This is a genomic window from Halopelagius longus, from assembly GCF_900100875.1.
In the GTDB taxonomy this organism is placed as follows: domain Archaea; phylum Halobacteriota; class Halobacteria; order Halobacteriales; family Haloferacaceae; genus Halopelagius; species Halopelagius longus.
On sequence record NZ_FNKQ01000001.1, the window covers coordinates 946,809 to 969,455 of the forward strand.

Below are 22,647 nucleotides of genomic sequence, written 5' to 3' on the forward strand. Positions count from 1 at the left end.
CCGGCGCGATTTCCGCGTTTCGACCGGGGCCGACGGCACAACCCACTTACCCCTCGGGTACTTCCGAACGGGTAATGAGTGGGCGCGGACGGGACCTTCTCGTCGAAACCGCGGCGAACGCCGACGACCCCTACGAGTTCGACCCCGAGACGGTCGAACTCGAAGACGAGGCCGTCTTGGACCGACTGGAACCGTCGGTCCGGGAGTGGTGGGTGTCGGAGTTCGGACGGTACGTCGGCGGCAACGGCGGATTCTTCACGCCGCCGCAACGCGAGGCGATTCCCCTGATAGACGAGGGGGAGAACGCGCTCATCTGCGCCCCCACCGGATCCGGCAAGACGCTCGCTTCCTTCACGGCCATCATAAACGAACTGTTCCGTCGGGACCGCGAGTCAGCGGACGGCCTCGAAAACTCCGTCTACTGTCTCTACGTCTCGCCGCTGAAATCGCTCGCGAACGACATCCACCGCAACCTGGAGGAACCGTTGGACGGCATCACCGACCTGATGGACGAACGCGGCGACGCGGTGGATATCCGCCACGCCATCCGTCACGGCGACACCGACGACGCCGCCCGCCAGAAGATGCTCTCGGAGACGCCGCACATCCTCAACACGACGCCCGAGACGCTGGCCATCCTGCTCAACTCCCCGAAGTTCAGGGAGAAACTCCGCACCGTCGAGTACGTCGTCGTCGACGAGATACACAGCCTCGCGGAGAACAAACGGGGGACGCACCTGTCGGTGTCGCTCGAGCGACTGGAGAACATCGCCGAGGAGTCGCCCACCAGAATCGGCTGTTCTGCGACCGTAGAGCCCCTCTCGACGATGGCGGAGTTCCTCGTCGGGCGGGACGACTCGGGCGAGACGCGCGAGTACGAACTGGTGGACACCCGGTTCGTGCGCGACTTCGACCTGCGATTAGAGTGTCCCACGGACGACCTGATAGACACGCCGTACGACGTGGTCCAATCGCGATTCTACGACCGAGTGCACGAACTCGTGCAGTCCCACACGAACACGCTCGTGTTCACGAACACCCGGTCGGGGGCCGAACGCGTCCTGCACAACCTCCGGGAGTACTACGACGAGTACGACGAGGGCAACTCCGGCTGTCACCACGGCAGTCTCTCGAAGGAGCGCAGACAGGAGATAGAGGGACAGTTGAAGGACGGCGAGTTGGACGTGGTGACCACCTCCACCAGCCTCGAACTCGGCATCGACATGCCGCACATCGACTTGGTGGTGCAGGTCGGGTCGCCGAAGTCCGTCGCCTCCCTCCTCCAACGCGTCGGCCGGGCGGGTCACAGACTCGGCCAGACCGTCGAGGGGCGGGTCATCGCCCTCGACAGGGACGAACTCGTCGAGTGCGCGGTGATGCTGAAGAAGGCAGAAGAGGGGTTCGTAGACCGGGTGTTCGTCCCCGAGAACGCCTACGACGTGGCCGCCCAGCACGTCTACGGGATGGCCATCAACGGCCCGATGCGGGAGGCGGACGTGCGGCGGACGCTCCGCCGGGCGTACCCGTACCGGGACTTCGGCGACGAGGCGTTCGAGCGGTTGTTCCGCTACCTCACCGCCGACTACGAGGGACTGGAGGACAAGAACGTCTACGCGAAAGTGTGGCGCGACACGAACGACGCGCCGGACGGCGACCACCACTACGAGGAGTTCGACGTGGGCGAACGGTTGATCGGCAAGCGCGGGCGACTCGCGCGGGTCATCTACATGACGAACATCGGGACCATCCCGGACTCGTTCACCTGCGACGTGAAGACGCGGGGGTCCGGCGAGTGGGTCGGCAACTTAGACGAGAACTACCTCGACACCTTAGAGAAGGGCGACGTGTTCGTCCTCGGCGGCGACCACTTCGAGTACCGCTACCGCCGCGGGTCGAAGGTGTACGTCGATCGGACGAGCGCGAGTCCCACGGTTCCGTCGTGGTTCTCGGAGCGTCTCCCCCTGTCGTACGACCTCGGCCGGGAGATTACGGCGTTCCAGCGCGCCCTGTTGGACCGCCTCGAACGGGGCGGACGGCCGGCGGCCCGCGAGTGGTTGCGCGAGTTCCCCGCCGACGAGAACAGCGTCCGCGCCATCGCGCGGATGTTCGACGAGCAGGTGCGCTACGCCGGGTTCGAGAGCGTCTCGACGGACGAGCGCATCGCCATCGAAGAGCAGATGGACCGCGAGGAGTACAGACGGAAGTTCTACGTGCACTCGAACTACGGCCGGAAGTTCAACGACGGCTTCTCCCGCCTCGTGGCGTACCACTGCTCGCGGCGGGCCAACACGAACGTCCAAGTCGCCGTCGCGGACAACGGCTTCACCGTCTCGATGCCGCTGAACCGGAAGGTGGACATCGAGGCCATCGTCGAGGACATCGACCCCGAGGACGTGGAGTCGGACTTACGCGCCGCATTGGACGGAACGGACCTCCTGAAGCGCTACTTCCGCATCAACGCGACGCGCTCTTTGATGATTCTGAAGCGCTACAAGGGGTACGAGAAGTCCGCCGCCCAACAGCAGGTGTCCTCGGAGATGCTCCTCTCCTTCGCACAGGAGTTGGAGTCGTTCGCCGTGATGGAGGAGACGTACCGCGAGATACTCGAAGACAAACTCGACGTGGCGGGCCTGAAGGAGGTGTTCGGCGACGTGCGGGCGGGCGACGTCGAGGTGGCGTCCACGCGCGTCGAGTCGCCGACGCCCCGGTCGTTCGGCCTCGCCACGTTGATGGCGAGCGACGTGGTCCTCGCGGAGGACGAGAACGCGGTGCTCCGGGACTTCCACGCGCGCGTCCTCGACGAAATCGACGACGAGGAGGCGGCCGAGCATCCCGCCGTCTCGACGGACGACGACTGAGGCTAGCTCGTCAGAAGCCAGAGGGCGATGAAGACGACTGCGCCGACGAACAAGGCGACCAAGAACCGCTCCGCGGACCCTCCCGATTCGAGCGACACGGCGGTGAGTCCGGCGACTGCGCCAGAGACGGCGCCGATGACGCCGCGACGGAGCCTGTCGTCCTCCGAGAGGCGCTCTCTGAGTTCCATCGCAGGCGATTCTCCGCCGGTCGATAAGAAGGCGTCGCCGCCGCGCGGTAGCGGGCGATAGCGAGTGCGGTGACGGGCAGGTCCCGCGTTCGGGGCCGAACTACCGTCTGGCCCAATCGAGTATCCGGCGGTAGAACGGGTCCGAGGCGAGGGCGTCGGCGTCGCCGACGAGCGTCAGCGCCTTCTTCGCCCGCGTGAGGGCGACGTTGATGCGCCGGTGGTCCTCGAAGATGGGACCGTCCAACGACCCGCTTGCGACGAACGAGACGATAACGACCTCCTTCGAGGAGCCTTGGAACCGGTCTACGGTGTCTACGGTCACGTCCGTCCGGCGGGATATCTCGGCCACCTGCGCGCGGAACGGCGCGATGACGCCGATGTCGTCGGGGGCGACGCCCGCCGCCTCGTAGGCGTCGACCAACTCGGCGATTCTGCCGGCCTCCGTCGGGTTCGTGTTGCCGACGCGTCGGCCGTCTGGGTCGACGAACGAGACGGGGTCTCGCAGTTCCGACGGGAGGGCGTTCTCGTCGACTCCGGGCAACTGAGAGAGTCGCTGGGCGGCCACCTCGCCCGTCGCCGGTCTCAGTTCGCCGTCGTAGAACTCCGCCGAGGAGAACGCCTGTATCCGCTGGGACATGCGGTACTGGCGGTCGAGCATCACCGACGCCTCGGGGTGGTCGGTGACGAGACGCTCGAACAGGGAGGTCTGCAGGTCGTTCTCGGCGCGGACGACCGGCGGGAGTTGCTCGTGGTCGCCGACGAGGACGAACGTCTCGGCGAGGTTCACCGCCGCGAGCGTCCCGGGTTCGGTGAGTTGCGACGCCTCGTCGACGAGTGCCACGTCGAACGCCTGTTCGCGGACGACGCGCGACCCGCAGGTGGCCGTCGTCGCCGCGACGACGGACGCGTCCCGCAACGCCGCCGCGCGGTCGTTCGGGTCGCCGGAGCGTTCGAGACGCACGTCGAGCATGTCCTCGCGGACGCCGTTTTCGGTGCCGACGCGGACGATTTCGTCGGTCGGGAACCCCTGCTCGCGGAGGGCTTCCAAGGCGTTGTCCACCGCGCGGTTGGTGAACGCGGACAGGAGGACGCGGTTGCCGTCGGCGACGAGGGCGCGGATGATTTGGGCGATGGTGTACGTCTTGCCCGTCCCCGGCGGTCCGTGGACGAGGGCGAAGTCGTCGGCGTCCACCGCGAGTTTCACCGCCTCGTCCTGCGCGTCGTTGTTGTCGATGTACGTCTCCTCGCTCCGATTCGAGAATTCGGGGTCGCGTCGGCCGAACAGCACGTCCTTGCGGTCAGGGTCGCCCTTTAGCAGGGCGTCGTGGACGGCGGTGAGCATCCGGTCGACGGAGAGTTCCGAGGGGTAGACGTCGAGGCGGCGGAGCGTCACTGGTTCGTCGGCGGTGACGACCACCTCGTCGTCGAGTCGTTCGATGCGGACGAGTTCCGCGTGGCCGGACACCGGGTCGCCGTCGCTTGCGAGTGCGACGTCGCCCTCGCGGAGTTTCGACACCGCGTCGTCCGGTTTCCGCGCGCGGAGTTCCCAGCGGCCGCCTTCGATTTCACGCCGGTCGTCGGGTTCGGGGTACGGTTCCAAGTCGATGAGCGCCCTGTCGTCGTCGGCGCGTTCCTCGGCGGTTTGTTCCCACAGTTTCCGGTACTCCGCGTGGGTCTCGCGGCGTTCCTCCTCTATCGCGCGGTAGAGCCGGTCGAAGTACTCCCGTTCCGCCTCGGGGAGCGGTTTGCCTATCTGTCCCGCCTTCGACTCCTGGTCGAGGCGGCCGGAGACGACCATGCAGGTGTCCTTCTCGAAGCAGTACTCGCACTTCGCGTCGGCCTCGAACCCCGTCGGGACGGACATGTCGAACTCCATGGCCGCGATTTGGTTGCGCGTGCGGACGACGAAATCGAGCAGTCCCTTCCCGATGGAGAACTCCTTTGCGGGCGAGAGGTCGCCCGTCTCCTCGTTCCGTTCGAGGGCGGTGTTCTTCGTGTACAGCAGGGTGCCCGTGTTCGCGGGGACGCCGCGTTCGTCGAGCATGAGGGCGTACGCCGCGGCCTGAATCTTGTCCTGGAACCGGGGTTCGCGGTTCGTGTTCTTCCCCGTCTTCAGTTCGACCGGCATCCCGCGGCGGAGGGCGTCGGCGCGGCCCTTCACGCCGAACGTCGGCGAGATGAGCGTGTACTCCGAGCGCCACCCGTCCTCCTCGGTGAGGGTGCCCTGCGCCAACCACCCCTCGATCGCGGCGGCGTTGCGCCGCACCTCGTCGCGCACCTCGTCGGCCTCGTAGCCCAACAGACCGAGTTGGAGGCCCGCCTCGCGGACGCGTTCGTCGATGGACTCGTCTAACTCCCGCCCGCGGAGCAAGTCGCCGAACACCTCGTGGACGATGGTCCCCTTCACCACCGGGTAGTTCAGCGGGATGCCCGACAGTTTGTTCAGGTAGTACATCCGCGGGCACTGCACCCACGACCGGATGTTCGTCACGTCAACGAGAAAGCCCGGTTCGAGGACGACGTACGACTCCTTCGAGGTGCCGTACGTCGTCTCGCCGCGGTACTCCGACTCCTCGACGTCGGTCACCAGCACGTCCATCCCCGGTTCGGCGAGTTCGGCGCTCTGCGTCCACTTCCCCCAGAGCGTCACCCGTATCGGGTCCGCGTCTCCGTCCGTGTCCCCGGCCGCGTCTCCATCTCCGTCTCCGTCGGTGTCGTCGGTTCGGACCACCGACAACTCGGCGAGAGAGCGCGACCCGTACGACGTCTCCACTTCTCGCTCTTCGCCCACCTCGACGATGCGGCCGCGGACGTTCACGACAGAACGGTGCGGGTCGGCGCGAAAAACGCTGTCGGTCCGGGACCCCCCTCCATCTCCACCGCCGCCGACGCCGACGAGGGACCGTCACGCTCTTTCTCTCTCGCACGAGAACGACGAACATGCGCGTCAGGGACTGGCAGGACATCCTCGAAGACGTCGTGGAGTCGGACGCCGACCCGGAGGGGTGGCGGGCCGTCGCCGGTGACCGCCGCCGCGGAGTCGGCGAGGACCTCTTCCTCGGACACCCCGACGTCGGCGTCTACGAACTGAAGACGTACACGAAGAACCCCTACGAGGTTCGCGGCGTCGGGGGGCGCGTCGCCCGGCGCATCGACGAGGACATCGAACCGCTTCTCCCCGGCCGCGAGGCGGAACCGTCGGGCCTGTTCGCCGTCCGAAACGGCCCGGAGGACGAAGAACACGCCTCCGAGATGGCGAAGCGACTCGAAGAGACGGTCAAAGTCCACGCCGAGGCGCCGACGACGCCGGACGACTTCTTCGAGGACGTGATGGACGCCTTGGAGAGTCCGGCGTTCGGCCCGATGGAGTACGAGTTCGACGGCCGACCCGACTCCTTAGACGAGTTGACCGACGAGTTCGCCGACGCCGACGAACTGCTGACGGAGGACTTAGACGACTTGGTGGAGGAAGACGGCGTCGGCCGCGGGTTCCAGTAGAGTCGAGGAGCGTCTCTTTCTTCGGCCCGGCGTGGTACGTAACTCGACAGCAAAGGGCGTTTTATCGTCCGATGCGGGGTAGTGTGCGCGTGGTCGAGTTCAAACGCCCGGACGGCGGCGATGTAATCGGGGTGCTGACCATCCTCTTCATCTACGCGTACCACGCTCTCGTCCGCGGGAACCCGCCGACGGCGCTCGAAACGGCGTTCGCCGTCTCGATACTCGTCCTGTTTACCATCGGAGCGTTCGTAGAGGGGTTCGTCCGTTCGTGGGCGTACCTCTTCGTCGGCGGCGGAGTAATAGCCGCGTTCAGCGTCGTCCGGTATCTCCGGGTGGATGACGCGTGGGCGGCCGTCTGGGTCGCCGTCGGCCTCCTCGCGGCGGGCTACGGCGCCTTCGTCGCCCGGCGCGACTCCGACCGCGAGACGCGAGGGTGAGTCGCCGGAACCGGCGAACAGGGCTTTCAAATCCCTCCGCTCCGTGGAGATTCGTATGACCGAAGGGACCGACGACGACGTGGACGAGACGCGTCGCGCCTCGTCCGCCAACCGGAACGCAGAGCGTTCCGGTGATGCCGCCGAACGCGCAGAGGAGGTCGGGAACTGACGGATGGTCGGACCGAGCATGACCGACGAGGAACGCGACGAGGCCAACCGACGCCTGCAGGTGGGGTTCGTCCTCCTCGTCGCCGCCTCCGGCGCACTCGTCGCCTTCCAGTCGGACGGCGGCCTCACCTTCGTCGCGGCGGGGTTCGTCGGCGGTCTGGTCGCCGGCCTCGCCCTTCTGTGGTTTCTCATGCGCTGGCTTCGGGAGTTCAAACCCGACGTGAACCGCCGTCCGCCGCGCTGAACGTCCGGTTCTGTCGCGTCCGGCGTCGCCGCCGGTCAGGGGTCGACGCGCGATATCCACATCCACGGGTTGTCGAGTTCCTCGTCCGTCGGGAGGTTCTCCGGGCCGTCCCAGACGGCGGAGGCGGCGGCGACGCCGCGTTCGTCTGCGACCGCCTCGAAGAACGCCGCGCCGCGTTCGTACTGCCGGCGCTTGAGACCTAACCCGAGGAGTCGGCGCACGAGGGTGCCGACGGGGCCGCCGCTCTTTCGCTTCTCGTCTAACTTCTCGCGCAGGTCCTCGTAGTCGTCGTCGAAGGCGCGGTCCATCAGCAGTTCCGCGTACCCCTCCACCGCCGTCATCGCGGTGTCGAGGTCCTTGAACGCGTCGCGGTCGAACTGCCCCTCGGCGAGGCCCTCCAGACCGTCCTCCATGCGACGTTCGAGGTGGTCAGAGAGCCACGGTGCCGCGCCGAACTCGGCGGCGTGCGACACCTCGTGGAACGCTATCCACCGGCGGAACCGGGGGTAGTCCACGTCGAGCATGTCGGCGACGCGGACGATGTTCGGGTGGACGAAGTAGAGGCCGTGTTCCGCCTCCTCCCCCTCTATCGGCGGTTCGGCCAACAGTAAGGGGTCGTACTGCCCGAGGACGTTCTTCCCGAGAAAGGAGAGCATGAACGCCATCGTCCCGGTGTTGACGACGCGGGTGAGGCCCGGGAGGGGGACCTGCCCGCGCATCTCGACGGGCCGCATCACCCGTTCGAACGTGCGGATGTTCGCGTCTATCCAGTGGTGGCGGTTCTGCACCTCTATCGTCGCCGGCACCTCGAACTCCACTTCGCCGACCTCTCGGAGGCGTCGCCGGGCGTCTCGTACGTCCGCCGCGTAGCCGTCGCGTTCCTCGGCGGTCAGGTCGAGGGGACCCGGGTCCGTCGCGTTCTTCGCTGCGTCGGCCACGGCGGCCCAGTCGATGCTCCCGGTGCCGTCGCCGTCGCCTTCCGCGCCCGCGACCGCGCGGACGCTACGGAAGATATTCATGTGAATCCGTGGGGGATGCGGGGACAAAACCCTTGTTCCGGCCGCAAGGGAGCGGATGTCTCGCACGGGCGGGCCGCTTCGCTCCGCGTCGCAGGCCCGGACGCGTGCGGTCGTGGACCGTCCGCGGCGGCGCGTCGGCGTTTATACGCCGGGCGCGCGTTCGGGCGGGTGATGCTCGACATCGACCACGTCGCGTTCGGCGGGCGCAGTCTCGACGCACTCCGGGACGCCGCGGCGAACGTCGGCCTTCCGACGAAGTACGGCGGCGAACACGGCACCGGCACGACGCAGATGGCCGTCGTCGGTCTCCCCGACGGCGCGTACCTCGAACTGGTCGCGCCGACGCCCGGAACCGACCCCGAAGACGCCGGATTCTGGCCGACGCGCCTCGCGGCGGACGCCGGCCCCGCGGGGTGGTGTCTCGACGTTCCGCGCGTCGCAGAGGAGGCGAAACGAGCGATAGACGCCGGGGTTCCGGTGGACGGCCCGCACCAGACGTCGCGGACGCGCCCCGACGGCACCCTCGTCGAGTGGGACATGTGCTTCGAGGCGAGGACGAACGCCTCCCGTTCGTCATCGCGGACCGGACGCCGCGGGAGTACCGCGTCCGCCCGCACCCCGAACTCCTCGATTCTCCTCTCACCGGCGTCGAGTGCGTCGTCCTCGCCGTCTCGGACCGCGCGGAGACGGCGGACCTCCTGACCCGCCGCCACCGCCTCCCGACGCCCGTCGAGGCGGCGGGACCGTTCGAGGAATTCGCCGTCCTGCCGGGGTCTCCCGTCGCACTCGCGGAGGCGGACGAATCGGGGTCGGCCGACCGACTCGCGGAACGAATCCGCCGCGTCGGCGAGGGCCCCTGCGCCTTCCTCCTCGGAACCGACGAGTTCGACGCCGCCGCGGACAGGTTCGAGTTGACCGACGCCGGGGCGTTCGGCCCCGACGGAGAGGGGTCGTTCGCGTGGTTCGACGACGACGCGTTCCGCGGGCGACTCGGCGTCGTCTCGCGGTGAGGGTCAGGCCGCGCAGTTGTTCGGCCCGGTTTCGAGTTCCGTCGCCGACTCCTCGTCCTCGGGCGTCTCGCGGCCAGTGTTGACGGCGATGACCGTCTCGTAGTTCGCGGGTTTCTCCGGTGTGTCGTCGGTGAGACGCGCTACGAACTCCTCTTCGTCGAGGTCCAAGAGGTCCAGTTCGTCGCGCAACTCCCCGAGGGTCGCCGAGACGAGTTCGCCCGGCGAGGCGACTGCGTACTCGCCGTCGGCGGCGACGGTGACGTGGCCGGGGAGGACGCGCGTCTCCTCGGGGAGTTCGAGAACCGTCTCGTGGAGCGTCTCGTAGAGGAGTTCCGCGCCCGTCGCCGAATCTTCGTCGCCGAACTGCAGTTCCGTCCGGCCGACGGACTCGACGAACAGGGTGTCCCCCGAGAGGAGGTACTCGCCGTCCACGAGGTAGTTCACCATCTCCGTCGTGTGGCCGGGGGCGGCGAGCACCTCCATCTCGACGTCGCCGACGGAGAACGTCTCCCCGTCGGAGAGGGGCCGGTAGTCGTACTCGACATCGCGTTCGGCGGCGCGTTCGCCGAGGTGATAGGAGACGCCCAGTCTCTCGGCCAGTTCCGGGCCGCCGGAGATGTGGTCGGCGTGGACGTGCGTGTCGAAGACGCGCGAAACTGCCATCCCCTCGTCCGCGGCGACGAGTTCGAACTCGTGGTGCTGTCGCGCCGCGTCCACGACGAACGCCTCGCCCGCCGACCGCGACCCGACGACGTAGCCGAGACACCCCTTCGCCCGCCGTTGCACCTGCGCGAGAAACAGGTCGTCGTTCTCGGTGGGCACCTCGACCACCTCGTACAGCTTGCTCCACTCCTGCATGCCGCCCTTGACGACGCTGACGTCCTCGTACCCTCGCTTTCCGAGTTCGAGTCCGAACGACGTGGAGGAGATTCCCTTCCCGCATATCGCGACGACCGGCCCCTCGCCGAACCGTTCGTCCACCCGGTCCCAGTCCCACTCGTCGCCGAGTCCGTCTTCCGGACTGTAGGGAACGTTCACCGCGCCGCCGACGTGCCACGCCTCGAAACTGTCGGGTTGGCGCGTGTCGACGACGGCGGCCGACTCCCCCGAATCGATCGAGTCGGCCAGTTCCGCGACTGTCGTCTGGTGGAGGAGAGCGCACATACCCCGAGGTAGGCGAACGACGCGCATAATCGTTCTTGCCGCCCGCGACCGTCCGGTAGCGCGGCCGCTCACGGGGGTGAGAAAGGAAGAAACGAAACTGCCGGCGGGGTTAGACCTCGGCCTCGAAGTCTTCGAGGGCGTAGGTCGGTTCGGAACCGCGGCGGTCGAGCGTCTCGTTGGCGAGTAGCCAGTAGACGACCGACAGCGCTCGTCGACCCTTGTTGTTCGTCGGAACGACGAGGTCGACGTTGCTCGTCTGGTTGTTCGAGTCGCACATGGCGATGACGGGGATGCCGACCGTGATGGCCTCCTTGACCGCCTGCGCGTCGCCGATGGGGTCGGTGACGACGACCACGTCGGGTTCGATGTAGCCGGCGTAGTCGGGGTTCGTCAGCGTCCCCGGGATGAAGCGACCCGTGCGGGCGCGTGCGCCGACGGCGTCGGCGAACTTCTTGGCCGGGAACCGGCCGTACTGGCGCGAACTGGTGACCAGAATCTGCTCGGGGTCGTACCCCGACAGGAAGTTCGCGGCCGTCCGGATGCGCGAGTCGGTCTGACTCACGTCGAGGACGTACAGACCGTCGTCACGGACGCGGTGGATGAACCGCTCCATGTCCTTGGTCTTCTGTTGGGTACCGATGTGGACACCGGCACCGAGGTAGTCCTCGACCGGGATGAGGAGGTCCGCCTCCTCGTCCGGCATGACGTCCTCGTCGAAGACCGGTTCGGCCTCCTCTTCTTCGGCCTCGGCGGCCTCGTCCTCGGCCGCGCCCTCGTCGGCGGCGGCCTCGTCCTCGGCGGCCTCGGCGACTTCTTCCGTCGTCTCGGCTTCGGTCTCGGTCGTTTCGGACTCCTCGGCGGCCGTTTCTTCGGCCTCCGGGGCGTCTTCGTCGACGACTTCGACCGCGTCGTTATCGTTGTCTGTCATACTGCGTCGTCCGCGATGCGGATGAGTTCGTTGAGTTTGGCGGTTCGCTCGCCCTGCACCGTACCGGTCTTGATGAACGCGGCGTCGGTTGCGACGGCGAGGTGTGCGATGGTCGTGTCCTCGGTCTCGCCGGAGCGGTGCGAGATGATCGTCTCGTAGCCGTTCCGGTTCGCGAGTTCGATCGCGTCGAACGCGTCCGAGAGCGTCCCGATCTGGTTCGGCTTGATGAGGATGGAGTTTGCGGCGTCGGCGTCGATGCCGTCCTGCAACCGTTCGACGTTCGTGACGAACAGGTCGTCGCCGCAGATGAGGGTGCGGTCACCGACGCGGTCGGTGAGTTCCGCGAACCCTTCGTAGTCGTTCTCGTCGAGGGGGTCCTCGACGTAGACGAGTTCGTACTCGTCGACCAAGTCGGCGACGTACTCGATCTGCTCGTCGGTCGATTTGACCTCGTCGCCGTAGACGTAGCCGTCCTCCTCCTCGTCGTACAGTTCCGCCGCGGCCATGTCGAGGCCGAAGCGAATCTCGAACCCGAGTTCGTCTTCGGTGTCGGAGACCGCTTGGTCCATCACCTCGAACGCTTCCGCGTCCGAGATGGGCGGGGCCCACGCGCCTTCGTCGCCCTTCGCCGCGGGCGTGCCGCGTTCGTCCAGAATCTCCGAGGCGCGGGCGTGGACGGCCGCGTTGGCGAAGACGGCTTCGGAGACGCTCGGCGCGCCGACCGGCGCGGCGAGGAACTCCTGGATGTGGGTCGCCTCCTTCGCGTGTTCGCCGCCGCCGACGACGTTCCCGAGCGGAATCGGGAAGTTCTCGCCGCGGAACGTGCCGCCGAGGTGCTGGTACAGGGGCGCACCGAGCACGTCTGCGCCGGCCTTCGCGGCGGCCATCGAGATGGCGACGGCGCTGTTCGCGCCGATTTCCGAGAAGTCGTCCGTGCCGTCGGCGGCGCGGAGTGCGGCGTCTACCTCTCGTTGGTTGCCCGCGTGGACCTCGCCGACGAGGCGCGGAATCGCGTGGCGCCGCGCCGATGCGATGGCCTCCGAGGGCGGCAGTTCTATCGCTTCGTACTCGCCCGTACTCGCGCCGCTCGGCGCTGCCGCGCGGCCGAAGCCGCCGGATTCGGTGAGCACGTCGGCCTCGACCGTCGGATTGCCGCGGGAGTCGAGGACGCGTCGGAGCGAAACGTTGGAGATTAGTGTCATTTCACTTACCCTCTCGTTGTACCGTGAACGGAAGGACGCCGGCGTCGTACTCCTCGGCCGCGATGAGGATGGGTTCGCTCTGGTCCGTCTCGATGAGGACCGGCGCCCCGTACGACACCTGCAGCGCTCTCGCGCCGAGGATGCGTGCCTTCTCGTACCGATTGTAGCGCTGTTGCATTATTGGTACGGTGCGACGACGTCGACGAGGTCCTTGTGCGAGACGAGCATCCGGCGGCAGCAGTGCCGCTCGACGCCCAGTTCGTCGAGGACCTCGGCCGGGTTTTCGTCGCCCTCGCGGGCGCGAGCTTTGAACTCCTCCCAGTGTTCGCCCACGACGTTTCCACAGGTGAAACACCGGACAGGTATCATCATGGGTAGATCACCTCAACGGTAGGATTTCTGGTAGCGAGCGCGAGCGCCGGGTCCGCCCCACTTCTTGGGCTCGGACTGCCGGACGTCGTTGACGAGGAGCGACCGGTCGAACTCCATGTAGGCGTCGCGGAGCTCCGCGTCGTTGAGATACTGCACCAGCCCGCGGGCGATGGCCGTGCGAGCGGCGTCAGCCTGTCCGGCGAAACCGCCGCCGGAGATGCTGACGTCGATGTCGACCTGCGAGCGGAGGTCCTCGCCGGCGATGCGGAACGGTTCCAGCATCTTCAGGCGGGCCATCTCCGGCTCGACGAGCTCGACGGGTTGGGAGTTGATTCGGACGCGCCCTTCGCCCTCGCGCACGGTGGCGCGGGCGATGGCGGTCTTCTTCTTACCGGACGTGTTCGTTACCATGTGACGTTAGCACCCAGCTTCTCGGAAATCTCTCCGAGCGAGAGGAACTTGATGTTCGAGAGGCGGTCCAGCGAGGTGTCCTCGAGGACGTCGCCGTCCTCGTCGAACGGGTTGTCGACGTAGACGCGCACGTTCTCGAACGCCTCGCGTCCGCGAGTCGTCTTGTACGGGAGCATCCCGCGGATGGCGCGCTTGAAGATGCGGTCCGGACGCTTCGGGTAGTACGGCCCTCGGTCCGACCCGACTTCGACGCGCTTGCGGTAGACGCCCATCACGTCGTCTTCCGACCCCGTGATGACGGCGTCCTCCGCGTTGACGACGGCCACTTTCTCGCCCGCGAGCGCACGTTGTGCGACTTCGCTGGCGACGCGACCGACGATGCAGTTGCGGGCGTCGACGACGACGTCCGCGTCGAATTCGGCAAGATTCATCGAATCACCCGCACGTTGGACCCTTCCGGGTTGTTCTCCGCGATCTGTTCCAGCGCCACGGCGTCTCCGACCTGTTCGATCTTCTTGCGCGCGGACGAAGAGAAGTCCACCGCAGCGACGGTGACGTTCTTCTCCAGCACACCGCTACCCAGCACTTTGCCGGGAACGACGACGGTCTCGTCTTCCTTGGCGTACCGTTCGATGCGCCCAAGGTTGACCTCCGCGTGGGTGCGCCGGGGCTTTTCCAGACGGTCCGCGACGTCCTGCCACACGTTGGCGCCGGACTCACGAGAGACCGCCTTCAGCTCGGCGATGAGACTGTTGAGTCTCGGGTTGGTCTTACTCATTGTCTACCTCCTGAGAGAAAATGGAGTGCAGGGAGCAGGATTTGAACCTGCGGACTCCTACGAGACAGCGCCCTGAACGCTGCGCCGTTGGCCAGACTTGGCTATCCCTGCTCGCACTCCGAGTTACTGCGTGCCCCTTCAAACCTGTTTCGGTCTGGCCACGGTGTCCGCAGGCTACGTCCGCGTTGGACGGCGCTCTCGCTCCGCGAATCGAAGCGAACGAGCGGTGGGTTGGTGAAGGGACAGTCATCGATACTTAAATTGCGACCTTCTCTTCGAGTTCGGCCGCGCGCGCGCCGAGACTCTCGGCGGCGCGGCGGACGAGTTCCTCGACCGTGAACGACCCGTCCGTCTCCACGTGGAAGACGAACGCGCCGTCTACGTCGTGTACCTCGACGTCCTTGCCGGGGTACCGCTTCGTGAGGTCGTTGTCGAACTCCGACGTGGCGACGAGGTCACCGTTTTCGGCGGTGTCGTCTGCGGCGTGTTCCGCCGCCTGCTCCTCGATGACGCCACGGAGGATGTTCGGTTCCTGTTCTTCGAACTCGCCGGCGTCGCCGACGACCTCCACGCGTTGGAGGTGTCGGTAGCCGACGGCGACTCCGCCCTGGTGTTTGGCGTGTTCCTTGCCGCGCCCGAGGACTGCGTCGGCCTCGAGCTCGAGGCGTTGGCCCTCCTTCAGTTCGATGATGGGGACGTTGTCGTCCGCGGGTACCACCATCGGGTCCGAGGACTGGATGTCCCCGGAGTACGCCGTGGCGGGCCCCTCGACGTCGAGGGACAGCGTCACGGTGTCGCCCTCCTCGAAGTCGTCGAGGGGGGTCGTGAGCGGAACAAGGCCGAGTCGAAGCCCGATCATCTCGTCGAACATCACCGACGAGTTCTCGACGAACCGGACGGTGTCGACGCTGAACGTCGGCACGTCCGCGATCATCGCTCGGCGGATGCCGTTTGCGACCGCCGGGGTGAGACCCCGAACGAGGAAGCGGGCCGCTCGCTCGTCGCGTTCGATGAACTCGACCTCGAAGTCGTTTGCCATGGATTATCTTAGAGTCGGCTGTTTTTCGGCGCTCGAGTCCCGTCGTGCGGGATGGGCGTCACGTCCTCGATGCGGCCGATTTCGAGTCCGGCGCGGGCCAGCGCGCGAATCGTCGCCTGCGCGCCGGGGCCGGGGCTCTTGTTACCGTTTCCGCCGGGGCCGCGCACGCGAACGTGGAGGCCCTCGATGCCGGCGGCTTTGACTTCCTCGGCCACCGTCTCGGCCATCTGCATCGCGGCGTACGGGGACGCCTCGTCTCGGTTCTGCTTCACCACGGTACCGCCGGACGACTTCGCGATGGTTTCGGCGCCCGTCTGGTCGGTGATGGTGATGAGCGTGTTGTTGAACGATGCGTGGACGTGGGCGATGCCCCACTTGTCTTGGGTGTTCTCAGAATCGCTCATGTGTTACTCCTGTCCCTCCGCGCGTGCGGGGTGAAGGTCGTCCGAGAGCGGACTCGTCTCGTCGAACGCCACTCGGTCCTCCTCGACGGCCTCGATCTTCTTCGAGGGCGCGGTGACCCGGGCGTCGCCGACGACCACGTGACCGTGGGTGATGAACTGTCGCGCCTGCTGGGGCGTCTGTGCGAGGCCCTTGCGGTACGCGACGGTCTGGAGGCGACGTTCGAGGATGTCGGTCACGTCCAGTCGGAGGACGCGGTTGATGTTGTCGTCCTCCGAGAGGATGCCGAGGCGGCGGAGGCGGTTGAGGAAGTCCTCACCCTCCTCCTCGGCGGCGTCTAAGTCACCCTGGGCGTCGCCGATGAGGCGTCGCGCCTCGCGGCGGTAGTCGCGCAGTTCGGACTGCGCGCGCCAGAGTTCCTCTTTGTTCTTGAGACCGTAGCGGCCGAGAAGGTCCGACTCCTGGGCGATACGCTCGCCCTGCCACGGATGGTTCGGCGTCTCGTAGAACTTGGTGTTGTTACCAGTCGCCATTATTCCTCGTCACCCGCTGCTTCCTCTGCCTGTTCTTCTTTGATAGCCTCGACGTTCACGCCGATGGTCCCCTCGGAGCGTCCGGTGGACTTCGTCCGCTGTCCGCGGACCTTCTGTCCGCGCTTGTGACGGACGCCCTTGTAGGAGCTTATCATCTTCATGCGGTTGATGTCGTGGCGGCGTGCCTGTTCGAGGTCCGACCCGGTTTCGTGGCTGGTCTCTCCGCTGTAGAAGTCGTCGCGGCGGTTGACCATCCACTCGGGGGCGTGGTTATCGAAGTTCTCGACGGCATCGACTACCGAGTCGATATCCTCTTCGTCGAGAAGACCGAAGGTCGCCGTTCGGTCCACACCCGCGGCGTCGACAATGATACGCGCCGTGCGCTTGCCGATACCCTTCATGTCTGTCAGACTCCGCTCTACCGATTTCGTTCCGTCAAGGTCGGTCTGACCTATTCGGACGAAGTATCGGAGGTCTTCCTCCTCGTCGGGAGCGTCGTCCTGTGGTTCTTCTGCACTCATGACTGGAAAGTCGCGATGAGCGTTGCGGCGGGGATTCGAACCCCGGAGGCATAACGCCACTGAGTTAGCAACCCAGCGCCTTGGGCCAGGCTTGGCTACCGCAACACGGTCATTCACTTTCGCCCGTACGGACTCGGGGCGTCCGCCCCTACAGTGTATCTATCGCAGTCGGAACAAAACGTGGTGACTACTTAAGAATCACGATAGCCCGCCGGGGTGACAGCGAGCCACGGAGTTCGACGCGACGGCGGTGCCCGCCCGACTTCATCGCCCCCGCCGTGCGCCGCGTTACCTCGCGGCGGGCGTGCGCCGAGTCGGACGGACCGCAGAACCGCTTTACCGCCCGTCGGCGTAGGTGAACGTGATGAGCACGGACACCGCCCCCTCGAACGCCGAGACGCCGACGAAACCCGTCCACGTCGAGAGCGAAGCCGAACTGGACGCCCTCGTTTCGGAGCACGAACTCGTCCTCGTGGACTTCTACACGAAGGGGTGTACGCTCTGTCAGAGCATCGAACCCGTCCTCGGGAACGTCGCGCGCGCGAAGGAGGAGTTGGTCGTCGCGTTGTGCAACCCCCGCGAGGACCTGTCGCTGGTCGAGCGATTCTCGATTCGGAGCGTCCCGACGCTGGTTCTGTTCGAAGAGGGCGAGGAAGTCGGACGACTCGCGGAGGGGTTCCAAGGCGCGCAGGCCGTCGTGGACTTCGTCGAGGACGCTCGCTCGGAGCGGTAGTCGATACGGTTTCTTCGTTCGAGACAGCGCGAGTCGGAGCGTTCGACGTCTACGTCCGGAAAGTCCGCCGATACGTCGGTCTGCCGCCCCACTAATGTCATGATTTAACATGCCACAGTTCGTAGAGAGAGCGTGATGAGCTACGAAAACGACCAGTCCTATCTGGACAACCTGACGGACGGTAACAAGGACGAGACCGAGGTCCCGATAGGCGACGTACAGGGCATCGAGGCACGGAACGACGCGATGTGGCGGTGCGCCGAGTGCGGGGAGATGGGCAAGATTCGAGACGCCCTCCCGGAACGGTGTCCGGGGTGTGACTCCGCGAAGGAGGAGTTGTTCTACTGGGTGGAGGATTGAGCCCTCTGCGCTCGTACCCGCCGTGATTTTTGCGGACGGATTCGGACGACCGGCCTAGCTACCGGTAACGGGGACGGAGAGACGATTCACGCGCCGATGTACTCCTCGTTTACGACCCACCCGTCTTCCTCGTCTTCGACGAGGTACTCGCCGTAGTACGGGACGCGGTTGGCCACCACCTCGCGGAACGCCTCTCGAATCTCGGGTTTCGTCATCTCGCCCATCGCCCGCAGGTCGTCGTTTCGGTTCAGACAGCCCTTCAGGTAGCCCTCGTGGGTGACGCGCACGCGGTGGCAGTTCGCGCAGAAGTCGGCGTTACCGACGGGGTCTACGATTTCGACCATCCCGCTTCCCACGAAGTAGCGGCGTCGGTGGTGCATCTCCCGCCGTTCGACCCTGTCGGCTTTCTCCTCCAACCAGTCGTGGACGCGTTGGATGTCGATGTTCCACTCCGGCTTGCCCGTCAGTTCGGGCATGTACTCGATGAGTTGCAGTTGGAGGCCGGAGTTCTCGGCGACGTGGTCGACCATCCCCTCGACGTAGCCGGCGGTGTGTTCGAAGACGACCATGTTCAGTTTCACCGGGTCGAGGCCGGCGTCGAGTGCCGTCTCGACGCCTTCGATGACCTTGTCGTACGCGCCGGATTTGGTTATCTCCGCGAACTCGTCGGGGTCGAGTGCGTCTTGGGAGACGTTCACCCGCGAGAGGCCCGCCTCCTTCAACGACTCCGCGCGGCCGGGGAGGAACGTCCCGTTCGTCGTCAAAGACGTCTCCATCGAGTCGGGGGTGCGTTCGATGATCTCTTCGAGGTCCTGTCGGAGCATCGGTTCCCCGCCGGTGAACTTCACCTTCTCGACGCCGAACTCCTCGGCGACTTCGAGAAAGCGAACCACGTCGTCGGTCCCCATCTCGTCGTCGCTCGGTTCCATCGGTCCCCGCGTGTCCCCCAGTCCCTCGTTGTGGCAGTAGACGCAGTCGAAGTTACACCGGTCGGTGAGGGAGATGCGGACGCCCGTAACCTCTCGTCCGAAGTCGTCCACGAGCATATGCGGAGTCTGGCCGGCGTCGTTGATAAATTCGCCGTCGCTCCGGGTGGGTTCGTAACCGGTCGCGGTTACGAACCTCCCCGAATCGGCGACCGCTCGGCAATCGTGAAAGCTGTACCGCGGACTCACTCAACGCCGCCTTCGTCCCGTTCCTCGAAAACGTCCTTCGCAGCAGCCATCCCGTTGAGCGCCGCAGGGAACCCCGCGTAGACTGCCATCTGGATGATGACCTCGACGATTTCCTCGCGCGTGCATCCGACGTTCAGCGCCCCGTGGATGTGGACCTTGAGCTGATTCTGCGCGTTTCCGAGCGTCGTCAGGGATGCCACCGTCGCGATTTCGCGCGAACGGAGGTCGAGACCGGACCGCGAATAGATGTCGCCGAACGGGAACTCGATCGTATACCGCCCCAAGTCGGGAGCGATCTCGTCGAGGCTCTCGATGACCCGTTCGCCCGCCTCCCCGTCGATTTCCCGGAGTTTCTGCCACCCGCGCTCGTATCGTTCCGAGTTGTTTGAATCGGATCTCACGGTTGATCAAAGGGGCGCCGTGTATATGGGGTGTCAAGACCGGAACAGGAAATTAAGGCCGAACGTTCGGTGTTACTCTGGTAATCGTACCGGCACCTGTACGGGCTATCCTCACTGCCGACATCTGTATGGGCTATCCTCACTATACTCCCCCATGGACCGTACCGACACCGAACGAGCGGAGTTCTTCAGAACGCTATTCGAGGAACTCCCAGCACCAGCGGTCGATGTCGATGCGAAGGCCGATTTTTTCAACTTCCTCGGGAGGGCACATATGATATCGATTCTTCACTTCTTCGCAGTCGACCCCGGGCCGTGGCGGTTCAACGAACTGCGCAAGCATCTCGACGTACCGCCGACGACGCTGACGGACAGACTCCGAGAGTTGACGGCCGCGGGTCTCGTGAACCGTCGGTCCTACGACGAGATCCCGCCGCGTGTCGAATACAGTGCAACCGAGAGATCGATTGCCCTCAAGCCGACGTTCAGGTGTTTGAGCCTCTGGGTGGAGCAACACGACTGGGAGCACTGAGAGCAGTCTCCCGTACTTTCGTTCGACAGGGGTACCTCACGGTGGCTGAGCTGAACTGAGAGCGTCCGACCCTCCCCCTTCAAAACCCTTATCGGGATTTCACCCGGACGTAAGAGCATGGACGACGAAGCGGTACGCGACCGTCTCAGGGGCGTCGAGGACCCGGACCTCGGCGACGATATCGTCTCGCTCGGACTCGTCAACGCCGTCGAGGTGGACGAGGAGGCGGGCGTCGCCCGCATCTCCCTCGCCCTCGGCGCGCCGTACTCGCCGACCGAGAGCGACATCGCCGCGGACGTTCGGGAGGCCCTCGCGGACACCGGCCTCGACGTCGAACTCACGGCCGCCGTCCCGTCGGACCTCTCGGCGGACGAGACGGTGTTGCCGGGCGTGAAGAACATCATCGCCGTCGCCTCGGGGAAGGGCGGCGTCGGCAAGTCCACCGTCGCCGTCAACCTCGCGGCCGGACTCTCGCAGTTGGGCGCGAAGGTCGGCCTGTTCGACGCCGACGTGTACGGACCGAACGTCCCTCGGATGGTCGCCGCCGACGAGGCGCCGCAGGCCACCGAATCGGAGAGCATCATCCCCCCGGAGCGGTACGGGGTGAAACTCATGTCGATGGCCTTCCTCGTCGGCGAGGACGACCCGGTCATCTGGCGCGGCCCGATGGTCCACAAGATCCTGACCCAACTCGTCGAGGACGTAGAATGGGGCGAACTCGACTACATGGTGCTCGACTTACCGCCGGGGACGGGCGACACGCAGTTGACCATCCTCCAGACGCTCCCGCTTACCGGCGCGGTCATCGTCACGACGCCGCAGGACGTGGCGGTGGACGACGCCCGGAAGGGACTCCGCATGTTCGGCAAACACGACACCAACGTCCTCGGCATCGTCGAGAACATGTCCACGTTCGTCTGCCCCGACTGCGGGGGCGAACACGACATCTTCGGGACGGGCGGCGGCGAGGCGTTCGCCGCCGAGAACGAGATGCCGTTCCTCGGCTCTCTGCCCCTCGACCCGGCGGTCCGAACCGGCGGCGACGGCGGCGAACCCGTCGTCTTAGACGAGAACAGCGACACGGCGGACGCCTTCCGCCGGATGACCGAGAACGTCGCGGACATGACCGGCGTCGTCCGCCGGCGCGAGGCGATGCGACGATGAGCGAGACGGGCGAATCGATGGAAGAAGAGGACGCTTCCCTCCCCGACGAGGTGGCCGAGGAGGAACCCGACTGGGAGATGGCCCCCGACTCGGACGCCGAGTTCGAACCGGACGCCGAACGCCGCGAACTCCTCCGCGAGGTGGCCGAGGACGTCCGCGGCGACAGTTCCGAGAGCAGGCAGGTGGCGGCCATCCTCTACCGCGTCAGCGACCTGTACGACCCCGACGAGGACACCTCGCCCGAGGAGATATACCTCAACGTCCGCCACATCATGGACATCAAGGAACAGGGCGGCCTCCGGAAGGAGTAACCCCGCCCCGTCGCCCCCGCCGCCGCCGTCCACTTTCACTTCGTCGCACGTTCGCCGCCGGACGTATCTCCGCCTCTCGACGCAGAATATCCGTCCTCGGCGACTGAACGGACCACTTTCACTTTCACCGCGCACCCATGGCTCGCGTTTACCTGACAACCGGTCTAACTCTCTTTTATGCCAGAGAGAACGGCGGACACGCTTCCGACGCTCGACCCGGGGGTGACACTCCTCCGCCGGCCGGAACCGCGGGACGCGGGCCTGCACCGCCTCGTCGTCGCGGAACTGCGTCGGACCGACGGCGCGGCCTACTGGGTCGATGCCCGAAACGAGGCGGCGACGCGCGTCCTCTACGAGGCGGCCGGCGGCGGGTCGGCCGGCGTCCTGTCGGCGCTTCGCATCGCCCGCGCCTTCACGGCGCACCAACACCACGAACTCGTCCGCTCGCTTCCCGGACGCGTCTCCCCGGAGGCGTCGATCGTCGTCCTCCCGCGTCTTCCCTCACTCTACCGCGACCCGGACGTGCCCGACGCCGAAGCCCGGCGCCTCCTCGACTCGACGCTCGCCGTCCTCGCTGAACTCGCGGACGCCCTCGACCTGTCCGTCCTCGTCACGGCCGACGGGCCGGACGACGCACTCGCGGCCCGCGTCCGCGACGTCGCCGCCGACGAGGTGACGTGCCGCCGGACCCGAATGGGCCTCGCCTTCGAGAGCGAGACGTTCTCGACGGACGCCTACTGGCGCGACGGGTGGTGGCAGACGACGGTCCCCTACTGGGTCGACCTCCTCGGCGTCGCGCCGGAGGGAACGTTCCGTCCGGACGCTGACGCGGCCGAATCGGCGACCGACCCCCTCGCGGCGTGGGTGGGAGGTCCCGTCTGATGGGCCGGACGAACCCGACGTACCGCGACGCCTTGGAGCGATACGAGTCGTCGTGGGAACCCTTCCGCCGCGCCCTTCGGCGCGACCGGACGGCCGACTTCGACCGCCTGTTCGACCGGGCGCACGAGTTCGCCGGCCCGTCCGGCCAGCAGAACCCCGCCGACCCCCACCGAACCGTCGTCCTGTCGGTGTTGCTCTCGCAGGAACGCGAACTCCGCCGCCTCCGTGAACGGGTCGACGCCCTCGAACGGGCGAACGGAGAGGAAAGCGGAGATCGAGACGAGGGCGGGGCGGCCCGCGGCGACGAGGGGTGACCG

The 22,647-nt window shown here is 66.4% G+C and carries 28 protein-coding genes, 2 tRNA genes and 1 pseudogene; 12 read left to right on the forward strand and 19 right to left on the reverse strand.

The window, feature by feature from the left end; genetic code table 11:
- The first annotated feature begins 74 nt into the window (after positions 1-74).
- Positions 75-2,858: an ATP-dependent helicase gene (locus tag BLS11_RS04945; RefSeq protein ID WP_092533795.1), complete on the forward strand. Its 2,784-nt coding sequence runs from the start codon at positions 75-77 to the stop codon at positions 2,856-2,858.
- Between the two features lie 2 nt (positions 2,859-2,860).
- Here the strand turns inward: BLS11_RS04945 and BLS11_RS04950 are convergent, their stop codons facing one another.
- Entirely contained in the window at positions 2,861-3,046 is a 186-nt protein-coding gene (locus tag BLS11_RS04950; protein ID WP_092533798.1) for a hypothetical protein, read from the reverse strand.
- Between the two features lie 100 nt (positions 3,047-3,146).
- A complete protein-coding gene (locus BLS11_RS04955) occupies positions 3,147-5,864 on the reverse strand; it encodes an AAA domain-containing protein (protein ID WP_092533801.1) in 2,718 nt (905 codons plus the stop codon).
- A gap of 122 nt (positions 5,865-5,986) precedes the next feature.
- Between BLS11_RS04955 and BLS11_RS04960 the strand changes: the two genes are divergently transcribed.
- The 3 genes from BLS11_RS04960 to BLS11_RS04970 all read left to right on the forward strand — a co-directional run bounded on the left by BLS11_RS04960 (position 5,987) and on the right by BLS11_RS04970 (position 7,393).
- Positions 5,987-6,544: a hypothetical protein gene (locus BLS11_RS04960; RefSeq protein WP_092533804.1), complete on the forward strand. Its 558-nt coding sequence runs from the start codon at positions 5,987-5,989 to the stop codon at positions 6,542-6,544.
- A gap of 89 nt (positions 6,545-6,633) precedes the next feature.
- A complete protein-coding gene (locus tag BLS11_RS04965; protein ID WP_092533807.1) occupies positions 6,634-6,981 on the forward strand; it encodes a hypothetical protein in 348 nt (115 codons plus the stop codon).
- Between the two features lie 172 nt (positions 6,982-7,153).
- A complete protein-coding gene (locus BLS11_RS04970) occupies positions 7,154-7,393 on the forward strand; it encodes a hypothetical protein (RefSeq protein ID WP_092533810.1) in 240 nt (79 codons plus the stop codon).
- Positions 7,394-7,428: 35 nt separating this feature from the next.
- Here the strand turns inward: BLS11_RS04970 and BLS11_RS04975 are convergent, their stop codons facing one another.
- Positions 7,429-8,412: a zinc-dependent metalloprotease gene (locus BLS11_RS04975; protein ID WP_092533813.1), complete on the reverse strand. Its 984-nt coding sequence runs from the start codon at positions 8,410-8,412 to the stop codon at positions 7,429-7,431.
- Between the two features lie 171 nt (positions 8,413-8,583).
- Here BLS11_RS04975 and BLS11_RS04980 point away from each other — a divergent pair.
- Positions 8,584-9,422 (forward strand): annotated as a pseudogene (locus BLS11_RS04980) (VOC family protein).
- A 3-nt stretch (positions 9,423-9,425) separates the two neighbouring features.
- On the opposite strand, the gene BLS11_RS04985 reads toward BLS11_RS04980, so the two are convergent.
- The 14 genes from BLS11_RS04985 to BLS11_RS05050 all read right to left on the reverse strand — a co-directional run bounded on the left by BLS11_RS04985 (position 9,426) and on the right by BLS11_RS05050 (position 16,877).
- Complete coding sequence (locus tag BLS11_RS04985) at positions 9,426-10,586, reverse strand: MBL fold metallo-hydrolase (protein ID WP_092533816.1); 1,161 nt, start codon at positions 10,584-10,586, stop codon at positions 9,426-9,428.
- Between the two features lie 109 nt (positions 10,587-10,695).
- Entirely contained in the window at positions 10,696-11,514 is an 819-nt protein-coding gene (rpsB, locus tag BLS11_RS04990; RefSeq protein ID WP_092533819.1) for a 30S ribosomal protein S2, read from the reverse strand.
- Positions 11,511-12,716 carry a phosphopyruvate hydratase gene (gene eno / locus BLS11_RS04995; protein WP_092533822.1) on the reverse strand — a complete coding sequence of 402 codons (1,206 nt, stop codon included), beginning with the start codon at positions 12,714-12,716 and terminating at the stop codon, positions 11,511-11,513. Before eno ends, rpsB begins: the two co-directional genes overlap by 4 nt.
- A 1-nt stretch (position 12,717) precedes the next feature.
- Complete coding sequence (locus BLS11_RS05000; RefSeq protein WP_092533825.1) at positions 12,718-12,894, reverse strand: DNA-directed RNA polymerase subunit K; 177 nt, start codon at positions 12,892-12,894, stop codon at positions 12,718-12,720.
- A complete protein-coding gene (locus BLS11_RS05005; protein ID WP_092533828.1) occupies positions 12,894-13,088 on the reverse strand; it encodes a DNA-directed RNA polymerase subunit N in 195 nt (64 codons plus the stop codon). Before BLS11_RS05005 ends, BLS11_RS05000 begins: the two co-directional genes overlap by 1 nt.
- Positions 13,089-13,100: 12 nt before the next feature.
- A complete protein-coding gene (locus BLS11_RS05010) occupies positions 13,101-13,499 on the reverse strand; it encodes a 30S ribosomal protein S9 (protein ID WP_092533831.1) in 399 nt (132 codons plus the stop codon).
- Positions 13,493-13,930, reverse strand: coding sequence for a 50S ribosomal protein L13 (locus BLS11_RS05015; RefSeq protein ID WP_092533834.1), 438 nt, complete (start codon positions 13,928-13,930; stop codon positions 13,493-13,495). The genes BLS11_RS05010 and BLS11_RS05015 overlap by 7 nt, the downstream gene beginning before the upstream one ends.
- On the reverse strand, positions 13,927-14,277 hold the full coding sequence (locus tag BLS11_RS05020) for a 50S ribosomal protein L18e (protein WP_092533837.1): 351 nt from the start codon (positions 14,275-14,277) through the stop codon (positions 13,927-13,929). Before BLS11_RS05020 ends, BLS11_RS05015 begins: the two co-directional genes overlap by 4 nt.
- Before the next feature lie 26 nt (positions 14,278-14,303).
- A tRNA-Leu gene (locus tag BLS11_RS05025) sits at positions 14,304-14,388 on the reverse strand.
- 145 nt (positions 14,389-14,533) lie between these two features.
- The gene (locus tag BLS11_RS05030; protein ID WP_092533840.1) at positions 14,534-15,316 is read right to left on the reverse strand and encodes a DNA-directed RNA polymerase subunit D; all 783 of its coding nucleotides are present in this window, start codon (positions 15,314-15,316) and stop codon (positions 14,534-14,536) included.
- Positions 15,317-15,324: 8 nt separating this feature from the next.
- Positions 15,325-15,720, reverse strand: coding sequence for a 30S ribosomal protein S11 (locus BLS11_RS05035; RefSeq protein ID WP_092533843.1), 396 nt, complete (start codon positions 15,718-15,720; stop codon positions 15,325-15,327).
- A gap of 3 nt (positions 15,721-15,723) precedes the next feature.
- Positions 15,724-16,251 (reverse strand): 30S ribosomal protein S4, encoded by a 528-nt coding sequence (locus tag BLS11_RS05040; protein WP_092533846.1) that lies wholly within the window; start codon positions 16,249-16,251, stop codon positions 15,724-15,726.
- Positions 16,251-16,772 carry a 30S ribosomal protein S13 gene (locus BLS11_RS05045; protein WP_092533849.1) on the reverse strand — a complete coding sequence of 174 codons (522 nt, stop codon included), beginning with the start codon at positions 16,770-16,772 and terminating at the stop codon, positions 16,251-16,253. The genes BLS11_RS05040 and BLS11_RS05045 overlap by 1 nt, the downstream gene beginning before the upstream one ends.
- A 20-nt stretch (positions 16,773-16,792) precedes the next feature.
- Positions 16,793-16,877, reverse strand: a tRNA-Ser gene (locus tag BLS11_RS05050).
- A 259-nt stretch (positions 16,878-17,136) separates the two neighbouring features.
- Between BLS11_RS05050 and BLS11_RS05055 the strand changes: the two genes are divergently transcribed.
- Entirely contained in the window at positions 17,137-17,505 is a 369-nt protein-coding gene (locus tag BLS11_RS05055) for a thioredoxin family protein (protein ID WP_092533852.1), read from the forward strand.
- 135 nt (positions 17,506-17,640) lie between these two features.
- Positions 17,641-17,865, forward strand: a complete 225-nt coding sequence (locus BLS11_RS05060; protein ID WP_092533855.1) for a DUF7130 family rubredoxin-like protein — start codon at positions 17,641-17,643, stop codon at positions 17,863-17,865.
- A gap of 86 nt (positions 17,866-17,951) precedes the next feature.
- Here BLS11_RS05060 and moaA read toward each other — a convergent pair whose 3' ends face one another.
- Complete coding sequence (gene moaA / locus BLS11_RS05065; RefSeq protein WP_092533858.1) at positions 17,952-18,911, reverse strand: GTP 3',8-cyclase MoaA; 960 nt, start codon at positions 18,909-18,911, stop codon at positions 17,952-17,954.
- Between the two features lie 125 nt (positions 18,912-19,036).
- A complete protein-coding gene (locus tag BLS11_RS05070; RefSeq protein ID WP_092533861.1) occupies positions 19,037-19,441 on the reverse strand; it encodes a carboxymuconolactone decarboxylase family protein in 405 nt (134 codons plus the stop codon).
- A 154-nt stretch (positions 19,442-19,595) separates the two neighbouring features.
- Between BLS11_RS05070 and BLS11_RS05075 the strand changes: the two genes are divergently transcribed.
- The 5 genes from BLS11_RS05075 (at position 19,596) to BLS11_RS05095 (ending at position 22,644) form a co-directional block, all read left to right on the forward strand.
- Positions 19,596-19,973, forward strand: a complete 378-nt coding sequence (locus tag BLS11_RS05075) for a winged helix-turn-helix transcriptional regulator (protein ID WP_092533864.1) — start codon at positions 19,596-19,598, stop codon at positions 19,971-19,973.
- Positions 19,974-20,090: 117 nt separating this feature from the next.
- The gene (locus tag BLS11_RS05080) at positions 20,091-21,137 is read left to right on the forward strand and encodes an Mrp/NBP35 family ATP-binding protein (protein ID WP_092533867.1); all 1,047 of its coding nucleotides are present in this window, start codon (positions 20,091-20,093) and stop codon (positions 21,135-21,137) included.
- A gap of 17 nt (positions 21,138-21,154) precedes the next feature.
- Positions 21,155-21,448 (forward strand): DUF7976 family protein, encoded by a 294-nt coding sequence (locus BLS11_RS05085; RefSeq protein WP_092534516.1) that lies wholly within the window; start codon positions 21,155-21,157, stop codon positions 21,446-21,448.
- Positions 21,449-21,625: 177 nt separating this feature from the next.
- Positions 21,626-22,330, forward strand: coding sequence for a hypothetical protein (locus BLS11_RS05090; protein WP_092533870.1), 705 nt, complete (start codon positions 21,626-21,628; stop codon positions 22,328-22,330).
- Positions 22,330-22,644 (forward strand): DUF8156 family protein, encoded by a 315-nt coding sequence (locus tag BLS11_RS05095; protein WP_092533873.1) that lies wholly within the window; start codon positions 22,330-22,332, stop codon positions 22,642-22,644. The genes BLS11_RS05090 and BLS11_RS05095 overlap by 1 nt, the downstream gene beginning before the upstream one ends.
- The last annotated feature ends 3 nt before the right edge of the window (positions 22,645-22,647 follow it).